Raw genomic sequence first — 22,714 nt, 5'->3', positions numbered from 1 at the left:
CCCAGAACCTCGCCCAGCATGGCCCCTCCAAATAAGACACGTCGTTAAGGACGTCGTTATGCACGTGTCTTAGCTCGGAACCCCGCTGTCAGGCAGGCGGCCTCAATCGGGCGGTTACCACCCAGAACGAAACGGCGCCGGTTCAAATCAAGAGCCATATTCGAAAACCTCATCCTTTGATCGGTTGCGATCCCAAAGGTCACATAACATACGCGCGACGCTACCCGGGAGCACGACACGGTGCAGGCACAGATTTGTATCCATCTGTAGCAAGGGACTGACCTGATACAAACGGCTACAATTCTGCCCATGAAACAGAATGCAACGATGATCTAGGAAGGACGCCATGGGACCGCCACCTCATATCCTTATCGTGGACGACCACGCTCAGATACGCGAAAGCGTCGCGCGCTTCCTGGAGAAGAACGGAATGCGCACGACCGTCGCCAGGGATGCCGTGGAGATGGATGCCAAGCTGGCCACCGGTCACTTCGACCTCCTCGTGCTCGATGTCATGATGCCGGGCGAGGACGGTTTGTCGGTTTGCCGCAGACTTGCGCCAGAGGGTGATCTTCCGATCATCATGCTGACGGCGCTTGGTGAGGAAACGGATCGGATCGTGGGTCTGGAAATCGGTGCGGACGATTATCTCGCCAAGCCGTTCAATCCACGAGAACTGCTCGCCCGCATCAAGTCGGTTCTTCGGAGAAGCAACCGCGACGAACCTGTGGCCGGAAGCCTCGCTGGGAGGAAAGTCTCTTTTGCGCACTGGATACTGGATACCGACCGGCAGGTGCTGATTGACGAGTCCACCACCGAGACCCCATTGACGACCTCCGAGTTCAAATTGCTGGCGGTCCTGCTGGAACGCGCGAGGATGGTGCTCAGCCGTGACCAGTTGCTTGACCTGACCGCTGGGCGGACGGCAGGCCCGATGGATCGAACCATCGACAATCAGATCAGCCGTCTCCGCCGCAAAATCGAGCCGGATGTACTTAGGCCCAGTGTCATCAAAACGGTGCGGAACGGCGGATACTGTCTGGCTGCCGATGTCGAGGATGCGCCGTGATGCGCCGTGCGATGAGGTCTCTGAGCGGCCAGTTGATCCTGCTTGTGGTCGCGGCACTTGTCGTGGCCCAGGCGATCAGCCTGTTCCTGTTCGCTGACGAGCGCACCCTTGCGATTCGTGCCGCATTGGGGTTCGAGGCCGCCGGTCGCGCAGCAAATGTCGCGCGGTTGATCGAGGAGGCCCCGCCGGAGTTGCAGGACTCGATCCTCCGCGCGGCGAATTCGCCATTGATCCGGTTTGATCTGTCGGACGTTCCGAGCGTGGAACACACCGGTCATTCGTATGGCGGCATCGTGGAAGGACGCATACGCGCGCTTCTGGGCGATAGCTACAGCCGGGATATTCGCGTTGAACTGCACGAGGTCGAGGGCGCGTTGCGGCCCCTTCCCAATCTCTCGGACGAGATGACGGAAATGCATCTCGCGATGATGCGCGGAGAGTTGACGGCGGTTGAGATGAACCTGTCGATCGCCATCAAGGGAGCGCGTTGGCTGAATGTCGGAACGCGGTTCGAGCGTCCGCCAATCCAATGGCCTTTCTATTCGATGCTGACCTTTGGAATTTCCGCCGGACTGCTCCTGGTGGCGATCTTCTGGTTTGTCATGACGCGCCTGACGCGTCCTTTGCGGCACCTCTCCAAGGCCGCGGACCATCTTGGCCGGGGCGAGGATGTGGGTGAATTGACCGTCGCGGGGCCGACCGAGGTCAAGGATCTGACCGTCGCCTTCAACCGCATGCAACGACGGCTGACCCGGTTTGTCAGCGATCGGACACGGATGCTCGCAGCGCTTGGTCACGATTTGCGCTCGCCGTTGACTGCTATGCGTGTCCGCGCGGAGCTGGTTGACGAAGAAGAGACGCGGGACAGCCTCATCGCATCGGTCGAAGAGATGCAGAGCATGGTCGAAGCGACGCTCACCTTTGCACGGGGCCTTACCGGATCCGAAGGTGCCGAAGTGGTCGATCTGCGCAATTTTCTGGACAGCTTGTGCAGCGATATGGCGGCACACTGCACCTTTGCCCCGAGTGATGATGTTGCCGTGCGGCTTCGACCCAACGCGTTCCGAAGGGCGCTGAGGAACCTGCTTGAGAACGCCGTTCGCTACGGTGGTGCCGCAAAAGTCAGCTGGGCGACCCACGGTTCGAACCTCGTACTCAACATCGATGACAATGGGCCCGGCATTCCCGTCGACCAGTTGGAAAAGGTCTTCGATCCCTTCTATCGCCTCGAGCAATCGAGGTCTCTGGAAACGGGCGGTTATGGGCTTGGGCTCTCGATCGCGAGGACAATCGTCCAATCCCATGGCGGCGATATCCAGCTGGTCAACCATAACAGCGCGGGTTTGCGCGCTGTTGTCACCATCCCACTGGATGAAAGCGAACTAATCGAAGGAGAAACAGATGAAACTGAAAACGCTCATTCCAACGTTGCTGGCCAGCTTGCCCGCCAGCATGGCGCGAGCTGATGGTCCAGGCTCCTGGACAGGTCACATGTGGGGCGGAGGCTATGGCTTTATGGGCGGCTTCATGATGCTCGCCTTCTGGGGCGCCGTGATCGCATTGATCGTGTTTCTGGTGCTCAGGCTGCGGGACAATGGCACCCGTCCCTCGGACTCGGACGCGCAGGAAGCGCTCCGGCGCCGCTTTGCGAATGGGGAAATCGACGAAGAAGAGTTCCGTCGCCGCAAAGCAACGCTCGACGAATAGACCCCGCCGCGGACGCCAAAGCCGTCCGACGCGACGCCCACCGACACTGGATAGGAAAGAACGCCATGGTCCCGGAAATTGGTCACTTCGCACTGGCCCTCGCGCTTGCGCTTGCGCTTGTTCAAAGCGTTCTGCCGATTGCAGGTGCGTCGCGTGGAAACGCCGTCTGGATGAAATCCGCCCAGGCGACGGCAATAGGACAAGTGCTGTTTGTGGCCATAGCCTTCGCAGCGCTGATGCAGGCCTTCATCGTCAGCGACTTCACCGTCAGGAACGTCGTCGAGAATTCCCATTCGCTCAAGCCGATGCTCTACAAGGTGGCCGGGACCTGGGGCAGCCATGAGGGTTCGCTGCTGCTCTGGATTCTGATCCTCGCGGTGTTCGGCGCGGGCGTCGCCTGGTTCGGATCGAACATCCCCGCCGAGACCAAGGCGCGCACCTTGTCGGTGCAGGCGTGGATCAGTGTCGGCTTCCTGTCCTTCCTGCTGCTGACGTCGAACCCCTTCGAGCGGGTGTTTCCGCCGCCGCTCGACGGCAATGACCTGAACCCGTTGCTTCAGGACATGGGTCTCGCCATGCACCCGCCGCTCTTGTATTTCGGGTATGTCGGCTTCTCCATCGTGTTTTCCTTCGCCGTTGCGGCTCTTCTGGAAGGGCGCGTCGATCCGGCCTGGGCCAGATGGGTCCGCCCGTGGACATTGGCCGCGTGGGTCAGCCTTACGGCAGGTATCGCTCTTGGATCGTGGTGGGCCTATTATGAACTGGGCTGGGGCGGCTGGTGGTTCTGGGATCCGGTCGAGAATGTAAGCTTCATGCCTTGGCTTCTGGGCACAGCGCTGTTGCATTCGGCCATCGTCACGGAAAAGCGCGATGCGTTCAAAAGCTGGACCATCCTGCTTGCCATCCTGACTTTCTCGCTTTCACTTCTCGGGACGTTCATCGTCCGGTCAGGCCTGCTTACATCCGTACACGCGTTCGCCGTCGATCCAGAGCGCGGAGTTTACATTCTGGGTTTACTCGCGGTGTCCATCGGTGGGTCGCTGGCGCTCTACGCTTGGCGGGCGCCCGAAATGGAGCCGGGTGGTTTGTTTCGCCCGATCAGCCGCGAAGCCGGGCTGCTCGTGAACAACCTCATTCTGGCCGCCGCTACGGGAACCGTTCTGTTCGGGACGCTTTATCCGCTGATCCTCGAGGCTATCACGGGGGACAAGATCTCGGTGGGTCCACCTTTCTTCAATGCGGCTTTCATTCCGATGATGCTGGCGCTGGTCGTGTTCATGGGTCTTGGTCCATTCCTGTCGTGGAAGCGGGCTGATATCGCCGGGTTGCTCGATCGCATTCGGTTCGTGGTCGTTCTGGCGTTCATCGCAGCTTTGGCCGCATGGTATCTTCTGAACGGTGGGCCGATCATGGCCTATCTTGCCATCCTTGGCGCAGCGTGGCTGCTTTTTGCAACCCTACGGGAATGGGCGCTACGCATCCGCCTGTTCGAGGTTCCCCTTGCAGAGAGCGCGAGACGCGCGCGCAACCTGCCACGCGCCTCTCACGGTATGACACTCGCCCATGCCGGCGTCGCTGTGTTGATGATGGGGATGATCGGCTCGACCGGATGGAAGAGTGAGGAGATCGTCTTTGCCGCCCCCGGGACCGAAGTCACGATCGCGGGGTTCGACATCACCTTCGAAGGGGCCACACAGGTTCAAGGGCCGAACTACATCGCGGATCGCGGCACCCTTGTGGTCCGTCGGGATGGCGAGCTGGTCACGACGCTTTTCCCAGAACGCCGGTATTACCCGGTCGCGGAAAGCCAGACGACGGAGTCGGCCATCCGCTCTACATTGGCGGGTGATCTCTATACGTCGATTGCAACGCCAGCCTCCGATCAAGTGAACAACGCCGGAGCATGGACCCTTCGGATCCTCTATGAACCGCTCGTCAACCTGATCTGGATCGGCTCGATCCTGCTGGTGATCGGTGGCTGTTTGTCCTTGTCGGATCGCCGTTTGAGGGTCGGGGCGCCGCGCCGCGCCAAACAGCCAGCCAGCGATGCTGTTCCTGCCGAGTAGGAGAGAAGATGAAACGTCTCATTGCCGGGCTGCCGTTTATTGCGGCGGTCATATTCGGGGGTTTTTTTCTCTGGGGGCTCAATCCCGACCGGGATCCCAACGAGATCCCTTCCGTCCTGATCTCGCAACCGGCCCCGGCGTTCGACCTCGATCCCGTGCCGGGGTTGGAGACACCCGGCCTGGCCCGAAGCGATCTTGTAGGCAACGAACGACCGGTCGTGGTCAATGTCTTTGCGTCCTGGTGCGTGCCCTGCCGCGCGGAACATGCCGTGTTGACACGCTTTGTCGAACGCGAGGGCATGCGGTTGTTCGGCATCAACTACAAAGACAAACCAGAAGATGCCGTGAAGTGGCTCAATGACCTCGGCAATCCCTACGAACGGATCGGGTCCGACCTTTCAGGCCGGACAGGGATCGAATGGGGCCTTTCAGGCGTGCCGGAAACCTTCATCGTCGATGGCGATGGTACTGTTCTGTTTCGCTATGTCGGGCCGGTCGTGGGTCCGGACGCCGTCGAACGGTTCACGCAAGCCCTGAAGCAGGCAGGCGCACTGCCAAAGGGAGCAGCATCATGAGACAGTTGATTTTCGCGTTTTGCATCGGGCTCTTTCCCTTTGCCGCCAATGCGGTCGAACCAGACGAAATGCTGACCGACCCGGTATTGGAACAGCGTGCGCGGGAGATTTCCAAGGATCTGCGATGCGTCGTCTGTCAAAACCAGGACATCGACAGTTCGAACGCGGGTGTGGCGCGGGACTTGCGTCTGCTCGTACGCGAGCGACTGGTCACCGGAGACAGCGACGCGGAGGTGATCGAATACATTCGGGCGCGGTACGGGGATTACGTGCTGCTCAAACCGCCTCTGGAGCCTGCGACCTACGCGCTTTGGTTTGCGCCGATCGCTTTCGTTCTGATCGGGGTTTTCGTTGGTGGCGGGGTACTGATGAGTCGGCGAAAGCAAGAGGCTTTTGAAGATTTGGGCGCGGAGGATGAGAACACCGTGTCCGAAATTCTCAGGCAAAACGAAGCGGGGGATGCGTCATGATCTGGGGTATTTTCGTTCTTTTGACGCTGGTCGCAATCGGAATTGTCCTCTACCCGCTGCTGCTGTCCAAATCGAACACTCTCACCAGAGGGGATGCGGTACCGGCGATCCTCGCCGATCAGATGCGGGAAATCCAACGAGACATGGACCGCGGTTTGATTTCTGAACAGGAAGCTCAAGCGGCCAGACTCGAGATCAAGAAACGGATCCTCGCGACGACCCGCAATTCGGAAGAAAAAGCCGGATCATCCCGTAATGGTGGCAGAGTCACTCTCGTTGTCGCGGCGGTCCTCGCGCCGGTTATTGCCGCGGGCTACTATCTGACGATGGGATCGCCGGAGGTTCCTTCAATGGCCTTCGCTGCCCGTGCAGAGGAGCGGGCACAGACTGATGAAGTGACGGCGCTGGCAATACAACTTCGCGAAAGGCTTGTATCCGATCCGACCGGCGGCCCTAGCGAAGGGTGGATGCTGTTGGGCCAGACCTATCAGCGCATGGGCAGAGCAGCCGATGCCGTCGAAGCCTTCGAAGTCGTTGCCGAACGGGAGGATGCCACCTCCGCGACATTCTCCATGCTGGCAGAGGCTGTCGCGGTTGCCAATGACGGCGTTGTTATTCCACGGGCGAAATTGGCCATTGATCGCGCTTTGGACCTTGACCCATCCAATCCTGCGGCAACCTACTTCGAGTCTCTGTATTACTTTCAGCAAGAAGAGACGCGTAAGGCCTACGATCTGCTTGTTTCACGACTGAATCAGGAAGAGGCTTACGTTCCCTGGATGGAGACCTATGCAGCGCAGATCAACCGGATTGCAGCGGCAGCTGACCTTCCGGTCGTCAATCTACCCAGCGGGCCGACGTCGCAACCAGGCCCGAGTGCCGCAGATGTCGCGGCGGCGTCGGAGATGAATGACGCGGATCGCGCGGAGTTCATCCGATCGATGGTCTCGCGGCTGGCCGAGCGTCTTGAGGATGAACCGGACGATCTGGATGGTTGGATGCGGCTGGCAAATGCCTATACCGTCCTTCAGGAGCCCGATCGCGCCGTTGAGGCCTACCGCAAGGCTGAAGCGCTGTTGGAGCAGCAGCCCGCCAGTGATCCTCGGCGTGCGGCGGTCCGTGCCGCGCTTGAGCGGCTCGGCGGCTGACTACTGCTCGGTGTCCCGGTCGAGCAGGTCACTCCTGTCCGGCAACCTTTGCGGAAACATCCCGACCACTGGCTTGCGCCAAGGCGTTCATCACGTCCTCGGTTTTTAGCAATTCGGACAGCACAATGCCGTTCGGTGCCGATGGTCCGTAGACGGCATTGAAGGGGATGCCGTATCTGCCGAAACTCTCAAGGTAGCGGGAAATGCGCGTGTCCGGGCGTGTCCAATCTGCCTGCATCGCCGTGACTCCAGGCGCTTCAAGCGCGCTCCGGACTGGCTCCCGATCGATGATAAGTGTCTTGTTCGCTTTGCAAGTCAGACACCAGTCAGCGGTCACATCGACAAAAACGACCTCTCCTGCGGACACGCGTTTCGCTATTTCCGAACGATCAAATGCGATCCAAGCCATTGCCAACTGCGGCGTCGAACGCGCAGGTGCTGATTGCTGCAAGAGAGGACCTGCGGCAATGGCCAGGACAAGGCTGGCTATGGCAATAGACCACCTGAATTGGGACTGCACATTCGGGAGAGATAGTATCAGAACGGCGAGACCGGACAACGCCGCGACCGCGATGACAGACGCAAGCCCGGCGACACCGTCGAGCACCCAGAACAGCCACACGGCGGTTGCAAGCAACAAAACCCCCATGACGCTTTTGATGATCAGCATCCATCGACCAGGCTTGGGCATGAATGCGACCAGACGCGGGAACGCGGCGATGACGAGATAGGGCAGGGCGAGGCCGAGCCCGAGGCTCGTAAAGACGATGAGGATGTCCACGCCACGCCCGGCCAAAGCAAAGGCCACCGCGGTGCCGAGGAACGGTGCCGAACAAGGCGTCGCCATGACGGCACCGAACATGCCAGTGAAAAAGTCGGCGGAATACCCGTTGCGTCCTCCGGCCCCTGCAAGCCGCGTCTGCATGCCGTGTGGAAGGGCGAACTCGAACGCTCCGAACAGATTTGCCGAAAAGACGAGCAGGACAGCGATCATCGCCGCAAGAAACAGCGGGCTTTGAAACTGCAAACCCCACCCGACGCTGAGGCCTGCCGTCTGGAGCGCCCAGAGGACGAGCGCCAGACCCCACATGAACGTCATGATGCCGGCGCTGGCAGCGACGAAACCGAACCGGACACGGGTTGTGTCGTGATCGGTGTGTTTGAGCACAGACGACACCTTGATGGACAGCACCGGCAGCACGCAGGGCATCACATTCAGGATCAATCCGCCCAGCAGCGCGATCGCGGCAATCCAGATCAGTTCCATCATGTCCGGTGTCGTGGCGGCCAGTTCAAAGGGTGGTGCTATTCCTTGCGCCACGCGATCCGCGATGATCGTGAAGGCCCGGTTCTCGCCGTCGGTGACGGTAATCGACGGAGCCACTGTCACATCCGTATTCGACGAGAGGATCGGCAAGCGCGCCCAAAGCAAACGATCCTCTTCTCCCAAACGGATATCGGGTTTGCCAAGCGCAACACCCATACCCAGTTCGGGAAACACATCCGGCGACTGGAGTGGTTCATCGACGCGAAGGCTGACGATCAACTCCGTGAGGTCTTCGTCGATGAAGGCATTTGCCTCGCTGACGCCGCTCGTCTTGGCCCCTTCGGGGACGCGCTCGGAAAACGTACCGATCAGCCCAGCCGAAGTGCTGTCGATGACGTTGCCCCGTCCGAGGCGAAGTGACAGGTCAAACTCTTCCGGGACACAGACATTGGAGCACACCAGCAGTTTGACCTGCGCGGAAAGAGTCACAGGTGCGCCGGGATCTTTGAGCGTTATGCGCAGCGGAAAGACGACTTCACCCGCATAACCAAAATTTTCGATGCCGAAGGCGGTGAAGCGCGTCGGGGCGGGCCACATGAATTCGACATCTGCGACGTTTTCGGAACCGCTCCATTCGACCGAAGGCGGTATTCCCACCTCGCCCGCCGACCGCCAATAGGTCTTCCAGTTTTCGTTCAGTTGAAGGTGAAGCCCGGCTGACAGAGTCTGTGTGTTCTCGGGAACGCCGTCCTGTACACTAATGAGATGCGCGGTGAGTGGCGCGCTCTGGTATTCAGCAGAGGTTGCTGCCGCGACACTTCCAGAGACAACGGCCAGGAGCACGAAGGGAATAAGCAAAACCCGTCGCAGGATCAAAAGGCAATCGATCAAGATACCTGCTTCCTTCCCATATTTTCCGCAGATTTCGCCAGGACGGCGGAAATTGCGTCAAAGTCCACCTGTGGCAAAACCCTGACGACCGTCCGCACAGACAATTCGCGCAACGCCAGTCGCAGAAGATGAAAGGGTTCGACACCCATCCGGCAGAAGGTCTGACGCTTGCTTCGTGGACACGATAGCCTTCAGATCTAGGCAGTCTGCAAGGCTTCCCGCGCAACCTCCAAGTAATGTAACCATCAACAGCAATACGAATACCTTTGCTTTCCCTCGCACATCACTGCCTGTTGCGGGCGACGCTAGGAATCACGGAACTTATGGGCTCGGGCGCTTCCTCGATAGTATCGTTTGCCTTGTCGGAATGGCACGATTTCCCCATGAATCTATGCATCACAAGATGCGCTCCAACGCACAACAGGAGCGGGGCGAAAGCCGATGCATTGCCCCACATACCCGCAAGCGTTCCGCCAGCGAGAAAAAAACCGATCACGGGCAACAGCATCACAATGCAACACGCCATCATTCCGTAATGCATGAGCTTGTCTGTAATCGGCTTATTCTTGGGATTTTCGTCGTCCATGACACCCTCTTTGTCTCGTTCCTGGCGTCATTTGCGACCCTCCAGCAGGGTAAGGTCAAGGATACAAATGGATACACTTCTCGCGGCCTTGTCAGGTTGCCTGATGCCGGGTCTCCCGTAAAAGACATGTACAAACCGTAGGCTAGGAGTGTGTCATGACGACATCGCGAAACAACAAGATCAATCGATGAAGCCTGTTGGGGTATGCGGCTGTCGCTTTGGTTGCACCAAGCGTGGTTCGAGCCGAAACCATTCGCCGCAACATTTCTTCTTTCCGAGTTCATGACTGGCAAGACCATTTCGACACGCTCGGCAAAGGGATCATCATCTCAGACACCGTGACGATGGCGCTACAGCACTGGACAGCGGACGGCGAGATGCGGATTTACCCGACATCCGTTCCGCTGACCGACGAACTCACCAAACGCGGTTACACTGAAGTGGTGGAAAAACGCAAAAACCCCAGTTGGGCGCCGACGCCCTCCATGCGGGAACGCAATCCGGAATGGCCGGCACGTATCGAGGGGGGTGATCCGGACAACCCCTTGGGTACTCGCGCACTGTACCTGTCGTGGCAGTACTACCGTATTCACGGGACACAGGACACGCGCAAGATCGGCCGCCGGTCGTCAAACGGCTGCATCGGTTTGTTCAACGAACAGATCGAGGAAGTCTACGAGCGAGCGCCTGTCGGCACTCAAGTCAAACTCATCTGACCCAACGGGCAAGGCGGAAGATACAGGCATGGACAAATTAACTGCGCTGATTGGTGCCGTTTTTGTTATCGGCGGGGGTTTTGCCGTTTGGCAGTTCGTTGGAGCCGAAGATTTAGCGGTTGGCCACTCCATGACGCCACCTGACACAAGCGAGATTGCCGAAGGCGATCCGATCGTCCAGGTCCAGCTGCCTGACGCACTCTCGCAGCAGGCGGCGCTTGGGAAGAACATATTCGAGGCAAAATGTTCCGAGTGTCACGGCGAAAATGCCGCCGGTCGCAACGGTGTTGCGCCGCCTCTCGTGCACAAGATCTACGAACCGAGCCACCATTCGGACATGGCTTTTGTTCTGGCAGCTCAAAACGGCGTCCGTGCACATCACTGGAATTTCGGTAATATGCCTAAGATCGAGGGATTGACCCAAGGAGACGTCAAGATGGTGGCCGCCTATGTCCGCGAATTGCAGCGGGCCAACGGGATCAACTGATGCGTTGGTCGAAGACGAACCGATGGATTCTGTCGGCCGTTTTCGGCCTTTTCCTTGTAGTACTCGGGGTGCCAGAGGCGCCGGTATATCATGGTGAAACGTCGTTGGGGCAGGAATACCATGGTCACGAAGACGCAGGGCCATCGACCGAGGCCTCTGGCCACTGCCATCCAGGCCTCGATTGTTCTGTCCCGGCAGCGTTATTGCTTCAGCCGAACATGGCGTACGAGCCTTCTTTTCTGAAAGCCGTCATGCAAGACGGCGCGATCCAACGAACCGAGTTGCGCCCGATCAGCGATCCTCCACCGCCCCGACGGTGGGTCTGATTTCACATCGCTCGAAAAGCAGACCCAAAGAAGGATCGAAGACATGAAAAAGACGACTATCGTAGCGGCAGTGTTGATTGCAGGTACTGCGGTCACGGCATTCGCGCATAGCGGTGCCACCGGCATCGTGAAAGAGCGCATGGATGCCATGCTTGCAATGGGGAAGGCGGTCAAGACCGTGGCCCCGATGATGCGGGGCGAAACGGCCTATGACGCAGAAACAGTGCGCGATGCCGCGCGCCTGTTCCAGCAGCACGCCGGTGAGAGCATGACAAAGCTGTTCCCAGAGGGCACAGGGGGCATGCCCTCGGAAGCCAAGGACGAGGTGTGGACCGACTGGGAGCGCTTCGCGGCATTGGCAAGTCAGCTGGAAGAATACTCTGAGGGCCTGGAACGCGCAGCCGACAATGGATTGGGCGGCATGAGCGGCAATACCTCCATGGATGGCGCCTCGATGATGGGCGGCGGGTCAATGATGGGAGGCGATACAACCATGATGGGCGGGAGCACGATGATGGGCCGAGGCGACATGATGGATGCGGCCGCCATTGCCGAAATGCCCGCCGACGCAGCATTCGCGATGACGACCCAGGTCTGTTCCGCATGCCATGAACGCTTCCGGGCGGAAGAAGACTGACCATGCGCCGGTTCTTGACACTCGTCAGCGGGGCCGCCGTGCTCGGCGCGGCCAGCCTCGGCGTCGTGATTGCATGGCCTGTCGGCAGTGCAGTGACTCCGATTGCAACAGAGGGCAATGTCGACCGGGGCGCATATCTGGCGCGCGCCAGTGGGTGCATTGCCTGTCATACCAATTTTGAAGCGGGCGGCGCACCACTTGCCGGAGGGGCGCCGCTCGAAACCCCGTTCGGAACGTTCTACCCGCCCAACCTGACGACAGACCCGGAACATGGCATGGGCGAATGGACGGCAGAACAGTTCGCAAAAGCCGTGCGGCAAGGCATCGGCCCCGATGGAACGCCGTACTATCCGTCTTTCCCGTACACCTTCTATGCGGATTTTTCTGATCAGGATATCGCTGACCTCTGGGCGGCGTTTCAAACCGTGCCGCCCGTGGACGAGCCTGCACCAGAAAATGATGTCAGCTTCCCATTCGACCAACGATGGGGGCTGAAGCTCTGGCGAGCGGCGTTCTTCTACGATCCGGATACCGAACCGATTGAAGGGCGAAGCGACGCATGGAATCGAGGACGGGAATTGGTGCGCGGTGCGGCACATTGCGGAGCCTGCCATACGCCGCGCAATCTTGCGGGAGGCCGCGATATCGGTGCTTCCTTTGCAGGCAACGCCCAGCTTCCCGGTGGCAGCAAGGCCCCCGCGATACGGCCAAAAGACCTGGTCAAAAATGACTGGACGGTTTCAAACCTCGCTTATGCGCTCCAGACCGGCATCACCCCTTCGGGCGATGCTTTCGGCGGCAGCATGGCGGAAGTGGTTCGCGAGGGAACTCGGTTTCTGACACCTGCCGATCGCGAAGCGATGGCGCTTTTCCTGCTGAACAAGGACACGGTCGAGGCGGAGAACCCCGCGTCGAACTAACACCACGCGGGGGCAACACGCCCCCGCTTTCTCGAGGATCGAAATGAGACAAACACGTCGGGATTTCTTGCGCCATGCAACACTGGCGGCCTGCGCGGCGGCCATCCCGCAGTCGGCTTTTGCCGCGACCCCGTTCGAGGACCTGATTGCCAAGGTTGCACGTCGACAGCTTCTTCCGGACACCTACCCGGAAACAGAGATCTGGGGCTATGACGGCCTCGTTCCGGCCCCGGAAATCAGGGTCACACAAGGCGATCGGGTGCGTCGCAGGTTTCGCAACGAGGTACCCGATCCCAGTTCGGTTCACTGGCACGGAATCCGGATCGACAACGCGATGGATGGCGTTTCAGGGCTGACCCAAGAGGCCGTAGCGCCGGGTGGAACCTTTGACTACGACTTCGTCGTACCGGACGCGGGCACCTATTGGTATCACGCGCATAATCGCTCATACGAGCAAGTCGCGCGTGGTCTGCGCGGTGCCTTGATCGTCGAAGAGGTCGATGGACCGGACATCGACCGCGAGGAAGTCATCGTTCTGGAGGACTGGTTGCTCGACCCTGAGAGCGGGCAGCTGTTCGACAATTTCGAACAGCCCATGATGATGAGCCACGGTGGACGTACCGGCAACTTTATCACGACCAACGGGCGCTATGACCTGACCTTGCCCGCGCAGCGCAACGAGCGCATTCGCTTGCGGATCATCAACGCAGCAAGCGCTCGAATTTTCCCGCTGAGGCTCTCTGGATTCAGTGGCTGGACGGTGGCCGTGGATGGAATGCCAACCGGCCAACCCCAGTCGGTTGACGGCGAGTTGATCCTCGGCCCGGCACAGCGCGTCGACTTAATTGTGGATGTGACCGAAGACGAAGGCGGCACCGCCCAATTGCTTCGCATCGGCGATGATGATCAACTGACCCCGTTGGTGAGTTTTCTGGTCAACGGCACAGCCAGTTCAGTACCAAGAGGCAAGCCACTGCCGTTGCCGCCGAACCCCGCGGCACACGCCCCGGACCTTGCCGATGCGCGTGATTTGCGACTGGTCATGTCCGGCGGGGCAATGGGGCGAATGCAGTCCGCATTGCTTGGCGGGGAACGTCTTGGATTCCGTCAGCTTGCCCAAGCGGGCAAATTCTGGGCCCTGAATGATGTCGCCGAAATGACCTACACGCCACTGGCCGATCTATCCCTGAACGAGCCGGTGCGCCTGAAGATCGAGAACCAGACCGTTTTCCCACATGCGATGCACCTGCACGGGATGCATTTCCGCGAGCTGCGCCCCGACGGCGCGTTCGGGCCGATGCGGGACACGATCCTGTTGGCCGGCAACGAGTCCCGGGAGATCGCCTTTACGGCAGACAATCCCGGCAAGTGGCTGTTCCATTGCCACATGCTCAGCCACGCCGCATCTGGCATGACAACCTGGATACGGGTCACATGAGATATCTCGTTTGGTCCCTTCCGATCACTGTCGCAGCAGCCGCCTTCACGTATTGGCTCTCGACCAGTGCATCCTCGGATGTCGGCAGCGCGTCCAGGGCGGAGAGCTACGACATCGAAGAAGGCGCGTTGCTCTACGCAGAAAACTGTGCGTCTTGTCATGGCGCGGGTCTGGAAGGCCAGCCGGAATGGCGAACGCCCGGCGCGGATGGGCGCCTGCCAGCACCACCACATGATGAGACGGGTCACACCTGGCATCATCCTGACAGCCTGCTCTTCGATTACACAAAACTGGGGGGTGCGGCGCTTCTGGCGCGTCAGGGCGTCGAATTCGACAGTGGCATGCCCGGTTTCGCAGACGTGCTGACCGACCAGCAAATTCACAACATCCTGGCCTTCATCCGGTCCACCTGGCCAGACCGCATCCGCGAAGTCCAGGCCGCGCGGACAGAAGCCGACGAACAACGGGGAGAGAACTAAAATGCGTTTCAGACAAGCCTTCACGACGGTCGCGATAGCTGCCTTGCTTCCGATACCGGCACTCGCGGACGAACTGTCAGAGTCCCGGGTCAAGGAACTTGTGCTCGAGGCAATCCGCGAGAACCCGGAGATTGTCATGGAGGCCGTGGCGATCCTCGAACAAAGGCAGGCGCAAGCGCAGGAGCTCAGTCAGGCCCAAGTTCTGAATGACCAGCGCGATCTGATCGAGAACGATCCGAATGCGCCGGTTCTCGGCAACCTGGAAGGGGACGTCACTGTTGTGGAATTTTTCGACTACAACTGTCCCTATTGTCGGCGGGTCAAACCCGAGGTGCGGGCTTTGATCGAAGACGATCCCAACATTCGCCTCGTCTATCGTGAATGGCCCATTCTCGGAGACGGATCGGTGTTTGCCGCGAAAGCGGCCTTGGCAGCGCGCAAGCAGGACAAATACGAAGAGTTTCACTGGGCAATGATGGGGCTGGAAGGCCGCGCGGAAGAGGCCTCCGTGCTGCGCGTGGCCGAGGAGATCGGCCTGGATATCGCGCAGTTGCGCAAGGACATGGAGGCCCCCGAGGTCGAAGAGCACATTGCGACCTCCATGCAACTGACCCAAGCTCTGGGCTTTAACGGCACGCCGTCTTTCGTGATCGGGGATGCGCTGGTCCCGGGCTTCGTCGAAAAGGCGCAGCTTGCCGACTTGGTCGAGGAAGCCCGCAAAGTCGAAGACTGAAATTCTGTGCCCGGACCACCCTTGGGTGGTCCAGGCACTGCATCAAGCGGCCGCAGGTTCCACGTTGTAGCCCGCATCCCGAATGATCGCTTGGACCTGATCGGCTGGTAACACGCTGTCGACATGCACCTGTCGGGCAGAAAGGTCACATTCTACGCCTGCATTCGGATCTGCGCTCTTCACCGCGCTTTCGATTGCTGCGGTGCAATGCCCACAGCTCATGTCCGGAACGCTGAACTTCATCGGAACCACTCCTTGATCTGATTTCTATCGGTGACATGGGGCTTCCCCCCGCTGGAAGGTCAAGTGAAGAAATTTATTTGGCGCCCTCCCATTGACCCTCCAGTAACTGGAAGCCTCATATTCCACTTCGAATGGAAAAACAGGTGACACATATGCCCGAACCCAAACAGATCAGCCTGCCGATCGAAGGCATGTCATGCGCGTCCTGCGTTGGCAGGGTCGATCGCGCATTGAATGCAATCGACGGCGTAGAGGATGTGTCGGTGAACCTTGCCTCGGAAACTGCTCGCATGAGCGTGGACGCGCTCAAGCGCATTCCCGACATCATCGAATCCCTTCGCGAGCTGGGCTACCCCGCGCGGAAGGCCAGGGCCGAACTCACGATTGCAGCGATGTCCTGTGCCTCTTGCGTCGGGCGGGTCGATAAGGCGCTTGCCGCGGTGCCCGGGGTGGTCGAGGTGAACGTCAACCTCGCCTCAGAGACGGCGACGGTCATTTACGTCGAAGGTCTTGTCACGACATCCGATCTGATCGAATCAAGCGGCGCGGCAGGGTATCCAGCAACCGTGGCAACGGCCCAGGCCGGTGACGACAGAGTTGCGCGCAAGGAGGAAGAGGCTCAGGCGCTTGCCAAACGGGTCACCTTTGCGGCCATCCTCGCCTTGCCGGTCTTCCTGATCGAAATGGGTGGCCACGTCATTCCGGACGTTCATATGCTGATCGAGACCACGATTGGCCAGCAGACGAGTTGGCTTCTTCAGTTCGTGCTGACGACAATCGTTCTCTTCGGCCCGGGCCGGACGTTTTACACCAAGGGTTTCCCGGCCTTGTTCCGGGGTGCCCCCGACATGAACAGCCTCGTCGCGGTCGGCACCGGGGCGGCTTACCTTTATTCCGTGGTTGCGACATTCGTACCGTCGGTCCTGCCTGACACGCTGCGCACCGTCTATTTCGAGGCGGCAGCGGTCATCGTCGTTCTGATCCTTCTGGGGCGGTTTCTTGAAGCGCGCGCCAAGGGGAGAACGGGCGCGGCCATCCAGAAGCTATTAGGGCTTCAGGCGCGGACTGCACGCGTGATGCGGGACGGAGAAAGCGTCGAGATCGAGATCGATGCGCTGGTTCAGGGTGACATCGTCATCGTGCGCCCTGGTGAACGCATCGCGGTCGATGGCGAGGTCATCGAGGGGACCAGCCGCGTCGACGAAAGCATGCTGACAGGCGAGCCGATCCCCGCTGAAAAAGGTGCCGGAGATACGGTGACCGGCGGGACGGTCAACGGCGCCGGAAGCCTACAGTTCCTCGCCACGCGGGTCGGCGCCGACACGACCCTGGCGCAGATTATTCGCATGGTCGAAGAGGCCCAGGGCGCCAAACTGCCGATCCAGGGATTGGTCGACCGGATCACCTTGTGGTTCGTGCCTGCCGTGATGGCGATCGCGGCGGCGACCGTGCTGGTCTGGCTGTTTTTCGGGCCTGATCCGGCCCTGACGATGGCGCTGGTCGCCGGTGTGTCGGTGCTCATCATCGCGTGCCCCTGCGCGATGGGGCTTGCGACGCCGACCTCGATCATGGTCGGGACGGGACGTGCTGCGGAAATGGGTGTCCTGTTCCGTAAAGGTGACGCCTTGCAGCAACTTGATTCCGTTGATGTGGTCGCCCTCGACAAAACAGGCACGGTGACCGAGGGGCGACCCGCACTGACTGACCTTGTGCTGGCGGAAGGGTTCGATCGCCCAACAACGCTCTCGAAGATCGCTGCCGTGGAGTCGCTCTCCGAGCATCCTGTCGCGGACGCCATCGTGCGGGCCGCGCGGGCCGAGGGCGCACCTCTTGTGGCGGCCGAAGGCTTTCAATCGGTCACAGGTTACGGCGTGCGCGCCGTGGTCGAAGACGTGGAGGTGTTGGTTGGGGCCGACCGCTACATGGCGCGCGAAGGCATTGACGTCTCGGCATTGGCTCCAGAGGAAACGAAGATCGCAAGCAAGGGTCGCACGGCGCTTTACGCTGCCATAGATGGGCGTGTCGCCGCCGTGATCGGCGTGGCCGATCCGGTCAAACCGGCAAGCCGCGCAGCCATCGCAGCGCTGCACGAAAAGGGTCTTGCGGTTGCGATGATCACCGGCGACAAACGCGAAACCGCCGAAGCCATCGCCCGCGAAACCGGTATCGACCACGTCATCGCCGGCGTCCTGCCGGACGGCAAGGTTGCGGCGCTCGACAGTTTGCGCCAAGGGAACAAGCGCATCGCCTTTGTCGGCGACGGGATCAACGACGCCCCGGCGCTGGCGCATGCCGATGTGGGCATCGCCATTGGAACCGGCACCGATGTGGCCATCGAATCTGCGGATGTCGTCCTGATGTCGGGCGATTTGCGCGGCGTGGTGAACGCCTTCGAAGTATCGCGGCGGACCATGCGCAACATCCGGCAGAACCTGTTCTGGGCCTTTGCCTACAACGTGGCACTTATTCCGGTCGCTGCCGGGGTGCTTTATCCCGCCTTTGGGTTGCTCCTGTCACCAATCCTTGCGGCGGGTGCGATGGCGTTGTCCTCGGTGTTTGTCCTGACCAATGCCCTGCGGCTGCGGCGCATCGCGCCTGCGATGGACGAGCAGCGCGCAATCCCGGCAGAGCTGGCAGCCGCCACTCCTGCTCCAGCAGAATAACGGAGGTTCGACATGAACATCGGAGACGTTGCCCGACAATCGGGTGTGCCCCCAAAAACAATCCGCTACTACGAGGACATCGGGCTGATCCGCCCGAACCGTAGCGAGAACGGCTACCGCGCGTTCACCGAGAGCCACATTCACAAGCTGGCGTTTCTGGGTCGCGCACGGGCCTTGGGGTTCACCATCGAAGATTGCAGGACGCTCCTGTCGCTCTACGAGGATGAAAACCGCGAAAGCATGCAAGTGAAGGCGGTTGCGGAAGACCATCTGCGCCAGATCGAGGAAAAGATCGCGAAACTGCAATCCATGCGCGCGACGCTCGCCGAACTGGTGGAAAAATGTGCCGGGGATCACCGGCCCGACTGCCCCATCATCGAGGATCTGTCGCCGGAGCGGTTGGCCAAGTGACAGGCAAGAAGGGGCTGTACCTCAGAACCAGATCGCGCGGACCGGCATCCAGATACCCATGAAGATCATCATCAGGTTTTCCGTCAGCGAAATGAACCCCAGCGGGACGGAACTGTCACCGCCGACGCAGGCGCATTTCAGCTCTCTCTTGTCGATATAAACAGCCTTGAACACGCTGACAGCGCCGACCGTGCCGATAAACAGGGCGACAGGCGCCGAGAGCCACAGCAGCGCGCCGGCAGTCATCAGGACACCTGCCAACGCTTCGCCGAACGGGTAGACCTTGCCGTATCGCACCCATTTGCGCGCCAGCAGATCGTAGTTGAGGAACATCGTCGAAAACCCTTCGACATCCTGCAATTTCTGGATCGCGAGAATGGTCATGGACAGCGAAATGAACCATTCGAACCCCCGCAAGGTAAGGACCGACCCGTACTGGTGCCAAGACAGGCCCAATGCCAACAGCGCGGCAACGGAAAAGATCGCGATGACCGGCTGGTAGGTCGTGTCGCTTTGCTCTTCCTCGGGTGGGTCAATGTCGAAAAACACCCTGAGATCGTCGTAACCGCCGATCCGTTCGTCCCCGATGAAAGTCTGCGGCGTCGTCTCGACCCCGTGCTTCTCCATGAAAGCATCGGTGTCTTCACGGGTGTCAAGCGGATGGTCTTCCACCTCGAAGCCTTGCCGCTCCAGCAGGTCTTTCGATTTCAGACCGTAGGGGCAGACATGGCCCGGCATGACCATGCGATAAAGCTGCGCGGATTTACTGTCTGTGTCGCGGGGCATGTCCTTTCCTCCTTATCCGCTGCACGTAAGTTGACCACGGAACCCGGCTTCGTAGTCGGTTCCCGCGCTGACGATCAGATCGGTCAGGTCACCGTTCGTCTCTGCGATCTCGGCCGACAGCGGGCCTTCAGAAAATGCATTTTCGCCCTGCGCATTCAGGCGCACCAGATCACCGCTGATCTTCATTGCGGCGGCAGACCCTTCGCCGGTTTCACCAGTCACCAGTACAGCCGGACTGTCCGAGGTGTAAGCAAAGCGGCAATTTCCGCCATTCGGGAACACCGCAGCGATTTCGTCTTCCGTCAGAAACTCAGGATCGACCTTCGACACGACCTCCGTTTGAAGCGCCTGTTGCGCATCCACAACCTGCGCCGGCGTTTCGCTTCGCGTGGCCGATGCTTCGCCGTTTGCTCCAATGTCAGCAATAAGGTAGCGCATTTCGGCGATTTCCTTGTCCTGCGCATAGATAATGTCGTCTGCGAGCCCCCGGACGCGCGGGTCGGTGATCTCGGCACGAGTCGACGTCATGATGGCGATCGAGTGGTGCGGGATCATGGCGCGCATGTAGGACCTGTCCTGCACCGTGAATTGCCCGCGAACCAGCCAGAGGCTCGCCGCGAAAAGGACTATTGCGCCAACGAAAATCGCGATGTTGGCTTTGGTGTTCTGATACATGGACAACATGTACGCCAACATGATCACGGCCATGGTCGCCCCCATCAGGATGGCCATGTAAAGGCGTGTCTCCGAAAAGAAGATATGGCCCCAAAGATAGGTGTTCAGGTACATCAGAACGAACATGACCACGGTCGATGTTCCGATCATCATAAAGAATCGTGAGTAGTGCATTTCCAGTCACCTCCTTGCAGTTCTCTGTAAAACAACAACATTCCAGCGCTGGAGAGTTCCAAAAGCACGAATTTTCGTAGTTTCAAGGCAACAAAGGCGCGTCGTTTGCCCCGGTTCACGGCTTCTTTTCTTTGCCCCTGACGCGCACTGAATTTTCATGGGTCCGAGGAGATCGCGCCATGCAGAATTTCACGAGACGAGAATTGATTTGTGCCGGAGCGATGGGTTGCTTTCTGCCCACAACTGCCTGGGCCCACAAAGTCAAATTGCCCGAACGGTTCGAACCACAATTGGTAAACACCCGTCGTGGTGACTGGGTTAAAGGCGATGTCCACGTCGTTCCCGACGATTTTTTCCTTTATTTCATGCTCGAGGACGGGATGGCGATCCGCTACGGGGTCGGGGTAGGGCGCAAAGGTTTGTACGAACCCGGAGAGTTCACGGTAGCGCGCAAGGCCAAATGGCCATGGTGGCGGCCAACGAACGCCATGATCCGGCGCGAGCCACGCAAATACGCAAAGTACAAGGATGGACTGAAAGGCGGGCCAAACAACCCGCTCGGGGCCCGCGCGCTCTATCTCTACGATGCCGAGGGACGCGATACCTATCTTCGCATTCATGGAACGAACGCCCCGGAGACAATTGGGTCTGCCGTGTCGAATGGATGCGCGCGGTTGACGAATGAACATGTGAAGGATCTGTACGAACGCGTTGAAATCGGCGCCCGCGTCTTCCTGTATCCCAAAGTGACTACGGCGTGAGGAGTGTTCTGTCGCCTTGAAGTTCCTCTTCCGGAAATGGCACAAGTGCGGCAGTTGGCGAAAGCCAGTCTATCATTCATGAGGTGACGGAATTGTCTTTGAGCCGGAGGTCTTTCCTTGGCGGGATGACCGTTGCGCTGGCTGGTACCCGCTTGCCAGCAGCGACACACGAGTTGATCCTCGCGCCCCAATCGATCAAGGCGCACCTTGCTGGGTACGACGTGTCGATGTTGGGCTTCAACGGTGGTCTGCCGGGCCCAGAAGTCAGAATGCGACAAGGACAAACCGCCCGCATTACCCTCGATAACCGATTGGAGGAGGGCGCTCTCGTTCACTGGCATGGGTTGCGGGTTCCAAATCGGATGGATGGTGTCAACGTCCTCACTCAGGATGTGGTCATTCCGGGCGACTCGTATCGTTATCAATTCGGCGTCCCGGATGCCGGCACGTATTGGTATCACTCGCATTACCTGTCTTACGATCAGGTCAGCCGCGGTCTTTTCGGCGCCTTCATCGTCGAGGAGCAAAATGCGCCGGCTGTCGACCATGACATCGTTGTTCAGTTCTTCGATGTCTTGCTGGATCAGTCCGGGCAGTACGACGAAGCGTTCAACCCGGCCCACTTCGCAACCGAGGGCCGTATCGGCAATACGGTCACGGCACTTGTTTTCAATGGAACCGGCAAGACTGTGAAACGAGGCGACCGTCTGCGACTGCGTCTCATAAATCCCTCTATCGACAGGGTGTACCGTGTCGGCCTGGATGGTTTGATAGGCAAGATCGTTGCACTGGATGGCATGCCTCTGGCGCATCCTCGGACGCTCGAACCGATCCTTCTCGCTCCGGGGCAAAGATGCGATGTGATTGGTGATGCGACCGGGCCTATTAGATTCGACGACAGCTTTGGAGAACAGACGTTGAGCCTTGGCGAAATCGCTGTTTCCGGTTCCCGTGAGCCCGCGAAAGCGCCCATCACCGCATTGCCCGCCAACCGAATGCCCGCCCCGAAAGACCCCGGCCAAACCGCGGAGCTGGTGCTCCAGGGAGGTGCGGGAAGCGCGTCCCACAACGGCACAGGGACATGGGCGCTCAATGACGTATCCGGCCTGCCTCGAAGGCCTTTCCTATCCGCCGCGCAGGGGACGACCGCGCGCATTTCGATCCGCAACGAAACCGGGTTCCCACACGTCATGCATCTGCATGGCCACCATTTCTGGGAACTCGATGCGGCGGGTGAAGCCGGTCCATACCGGGACTCGACCTATCTGGATACCGGCGAGACGCGGGATATTCTCGTCGTCCTGGACAATCCGGGATCGTGGATGCTGCATTGCCACATGTTGAGCCACCAAGCCGACGGTATGGCAACGTGGATCAGAGTCGGCTGAGGGTCGAGACGGATACATACCGTTACAAATCTCTGAATGATAACAGGCCTTTCGCCGTCTACGTAACCTGACAAGCGAGAAACAGGTCCATCGACTGC

General features: G+C 59.6%; 23 protein-coding genes. 18 read left to right on the top strand and 5 right to left on the bottom strand.

All coding sequences use genetic code 11. From position 1 onward, the window contains the following. Positions 1 to 346: 346 nt before the first annotated feature. The 7 genes from JF542_RS22860 (at position 347) to ccmI (ending at position 7,035) form a co-directional block, all read left to right on the top strand. On the top strand, positions 347 to 1,069 hold the full coding sequence (locus JF542_RS22860; protein ID WP_007803380.1) for a response regulator: 723 nt from the start codon (positions 347 to 349) through the stop codon (positions 1,067 to 1,069). After that, positions 1,069 to 2,535, top strand: a complete 1,467-nt coding sequence (locus tag JF542_RS22855; protein ID WP_007803383.1) for an ATP-binding protein — start codon at positions 1,069 to 1,071, stop codon at positions 2,533 to 2,535. The genes JF542_RS22860 and JF542_RS22855 overlap by 1 nt, the downstream gene beginning before the upstream one ends. Further along, on the top strand, positions 2,471 to 2,776 hold the full coding sequence (locus JF542_RS24455) for an SHOCT domain-containing protein (RefSeq protein WP_224888728.1): 306 nt from the start codon (positions 2,471 to 2,473) through the stop codon (positions 2,774 to 2,776). The genes JF542_RS22855 and JF542_RS24455 overlap by 65 nt, the downstream gene beginning before the upstream one ends. A 65-nt stretch (positions 2,777 to 2,841) precedes the next feature. Next, positions 2,842 to 4,842, top strand: a complete 2,001-nt coding sequence (locus JF542_RS22845) for a heme lyase CcmF/NrfE family subunit (RefSeq protein WP_007803387.1) — start codon at positions 2,842 to 2,844, stop codon at positions 4,840 to 4,842. Between the two features lie 8 nt (positions 4,843 to 4,850). Next, positions 4,851 to 5,417 carry a DsbE family thiol:disulfide interchange protein gene (locus JF542_RS22840; protein WP_007803389.1) on the top strand — a complete coding sequence of 189 codons (567 nt, stop codon included), beginning with the start codon at positions 4,851 to 4,853 and terminating at the stop codon, positions 5,415 to 5,417. After that, a complete protein-coding gene (locus tag JF542_RS22835) occupies positions 5,414 to 5,887 on the top strand; it encodes a cytochrome c-type biogenesis protein (protein ID WP_088652798.1) in 474 nt (157 codons plus the stop codon). Before JF542_RS22840 ends, JF542_RS22835 begins: the two co-directional genes overlap by 4 nt. After that, positions 5,884 to 7,035, top strand: coding sequence for a c-type cytochrome biogenesis protein CcmI (ccmI, locus tag JF542_RS22830; protein WP_008327282.1), 1,152 nt, complete (start codon positions 5,884 to 5,886; stop codon positions 7,033 to 7,035). Before JF542_RS22835 ends, ccmI begins: the two co-directional genes overlap by 4 nt. A gap of 28 nt (positions 7,036 to 7,063) precedes the next feature. Here ccmI and JF542_RS22825 read toward each other — a convergent pair whose 3' ends face one another. Together JF542_RS22825 and JF542_RS22820 are read right to left on the bottom strand one after the other, a co-directional pair. Continuing rightward, on the bottom strand, positions 7,064 to 9,193 hold the full coding sequence (locus tag JF542_RS22825; RefSeq protein ID WP_009807485.1) for a protein-disulfide reductase DsbD family protein: 2,130 nt from the start codon (positions 9,191 to 9,193) through the stop codon (positions 7,064 to 7,066). A gap of 283 nt (positions 9,194 to 9,476) precedes the next feature. Continuing rightward, entirely contained in the window at positions 9,477 to 9,779 is a 303-nt protein-coding gene (locus JF542_RS22820; protein WP_007803398.1) for a DUF2933 domain-containing protein, read from the bottom strand. A 194-nt stretch (positions 9,780 to 9,973) separates the two neighbouring features. Between JF542_RS22820 and JF542_RS22815 the strand changes: the two genes are divergently transcribed. The 7 genes from JF542_RS22815 (at position 9,974) to JF542_RS22785 (ending at position 15,515) form a co-directional block, all read left to right on the top strand. Then, positions 9,974 to 10,495 (top strand): L,D-transpeptidase, encoded by a 522-nt coding sequence (locus JF542_RS22815; RefSeq protein ID WP_229673415.1) that lies wholly within the window; start codon positions 9,974 to 9,976, stop codon positions 10,493 to 10,495. A gap of 28 nt (positions 10,496 to 10,523) precedes the next feature. Further along, on the top strand, positions 10,524 to 10,982 hold the full coding sequence (locus JF542_RS22810) for a c-type cytochrome (RefSeq protein ID WP_007803401.1): 459 nt from the start codon (positions 10,524 to 10,526) through the stop codon (positions 10,980 to 10,982). A gap of 369 nt (positions 10,983 to 11,351) precedes the next feature. Next, the gene (locus JF542_RS22805; RefSeq protein WP_007803403.1) at positions 11,352 to 11,945 is read left to right on the top strand and encodes a c-type cytochrome; all 594 of its coding nucleotides are present in this window, start codon (positions 11,352 to 11,354) and stop codon (positions 11,943 to 11,945) included. Between the two features lie 2 nt (positions 11,946 to 11,947). Next, positions 11,948 to 12,865, top strand: coding sequence for a c-type cytochrome (locus JF542_RS22800; RefSeq protein WP_207077539.1), 918 nt, complete (start codon positions 11,948 to 11,950; stop codon positions 12,863 to 12,865). A 43-nt stretch (positions 12,866 to 12,908) separates the two neighbouring features. Next, positions 12,909 to 14,303 (top strand): multicopper oxidase family protein, encoded by a 1,395-nt coding sequence (locus JF542_RS22795; RefSeq protein WP_007803406.1) that lies wholly within the window; start codon positions 12,909 to 12,911, stop codon positions 14,301 to 14,303. Beyond that, on the top strand, positions 14,300 to 14,782 hold the full coding sequence (locus JF542_RS22790) for a c-type cytochrome (RefSeq protein ID WP_007803408.1): 483 nt from the start codon (positions 14,300 to 14,302) through the stop codon (positions 14,780 to 14,782). The genes JF542_RS22795 and JF542_RS22790 overlap by 4 nt, the downstream gene beginning before the upstream one ends. Position 14,783: 1 nt before the next feature. Further along, positions 14,784 to 15,515 (top strand): DsbA family protein, encoded by a 732-nt coding sequence (locus JF542_RS22785; protein ID WP_009807488.1) that lies wholly within the window; start codon positions 14,784 to 14,786, stop codon positions 15,513 to 15,515. 42 nt (positions 15,516 to 15,557) lie between these two features. Here the strand turns inward: JF542_RS22785 and JF542_RS22780 are convergent, their stop codons facing one another. Next, entirely contained in the window at positions 15,558 to 15,758 is a 201-nt protein-coding gene (locus tag JF542_RS22780) for a heavy-metal-associated domain-containing protein (protein WP_007803412.1), read from the bottom strand. Positions 15,759 to 15,910: 152 nt separating this feature from the next. Between JF542_RS22780 and JF542_RS22775 the strand changes: the two genes are divergently transcribed. Continuing rightward, entirely contained in the window at positions 15,911 to 18,421 is a 2,511-nt protein-coding gene (locus JF542_RS22775) for a heavy metal translocating P-type ATPase (protein WP_207077538.1), read from the top strand. A 12-nt stretch (positions 18,422 to 18,433) separates the two neighbouring features. Then, entirely contained in the window at positions 18,434 to 18,832 is a 399-nt protein-coding gene (cueR, locus tag JF542_RS22770; protein ID WP_007803416.1) for a Cu(I)-responsive transcriptional regulator, read from the top strand. A gap of 21 nt (positions 18,833 to 18,853) precedes the next feature. Here cueR and JF542_RS22765 read toward each other — a convergent pair whose 3' ends face one another. Together JF542_RS22765 and JF542_RS22760 are read right to left on the bottom strand one after the other, a co-directional pair. After that, positions 18,854 to 19,618 carry a MauE/DoxX family redox-associated membrane protein gene (locus JF542_RS22765; RefSeq protein ID WP_012187037.1) on the bottom strand — a complete coding sequence of 255 codons (765 nt, stop codon included), beginning with the start codon at positions 19,616 to 19,618 and terminating at the stop codon, positions 18,854 to 18,856. A 12-nt stretch (positions 19,619 to 19,630) separates the two neighbouring features. Then, positions 19,631 to 20,467, bottom strand: coding sequence for a DUF305 domain-containing protein (locus tag JF542_RS22760; protein WP_012187184.1), 837 nt, complete (start codon positions 20,465 to 20,467; stop codon positions 19,631 to 19,633). 179 nt (positions 20,468 to 20,646) lie between these two features. Between JF542_RS22760 and JF542_RS24555 the strand changes: the two genes are divergently transcribed. Together JF542_RS24555 and JF542_RS22750 are read left to right on the top strand one after the other, a co-directional pair. Then, entirely contained in the window at positions 20,647 to 21,228 is a 582-nt protein-coding gene (locus tag JF542_RS24555) for a L,D-transpeptidase (protein WP_012187183.1), read from the top strand. Between the two features lie 125 nt (positions 21,229 to 21,353). Next, entirely contained in the window at positions 21,354 to 22,616 is a 1,263-nt protein-coding gene (locus tag JF542_RS22750) for a multicopper oxidase family protein (protein WP_007803424.1), read from the top strand. Positions 22,617 to 22,714 lie beyond the last annotated feature (98 nt).

This window comes from Salipiger bermudensis (assembly GCF_017309175.1).
In the GTDB taxonomy this organism is placed as follows: domain Bacteria; phylum Pseudomonadota; class Alphaproteobacteria; order Rhodobacterales; family Rhodobacteraceae; genus Salipiger; species Salipiger bermudensis.
This window is presented reverse-complemented; position numbering and strand designations above follow the sequence as displayed.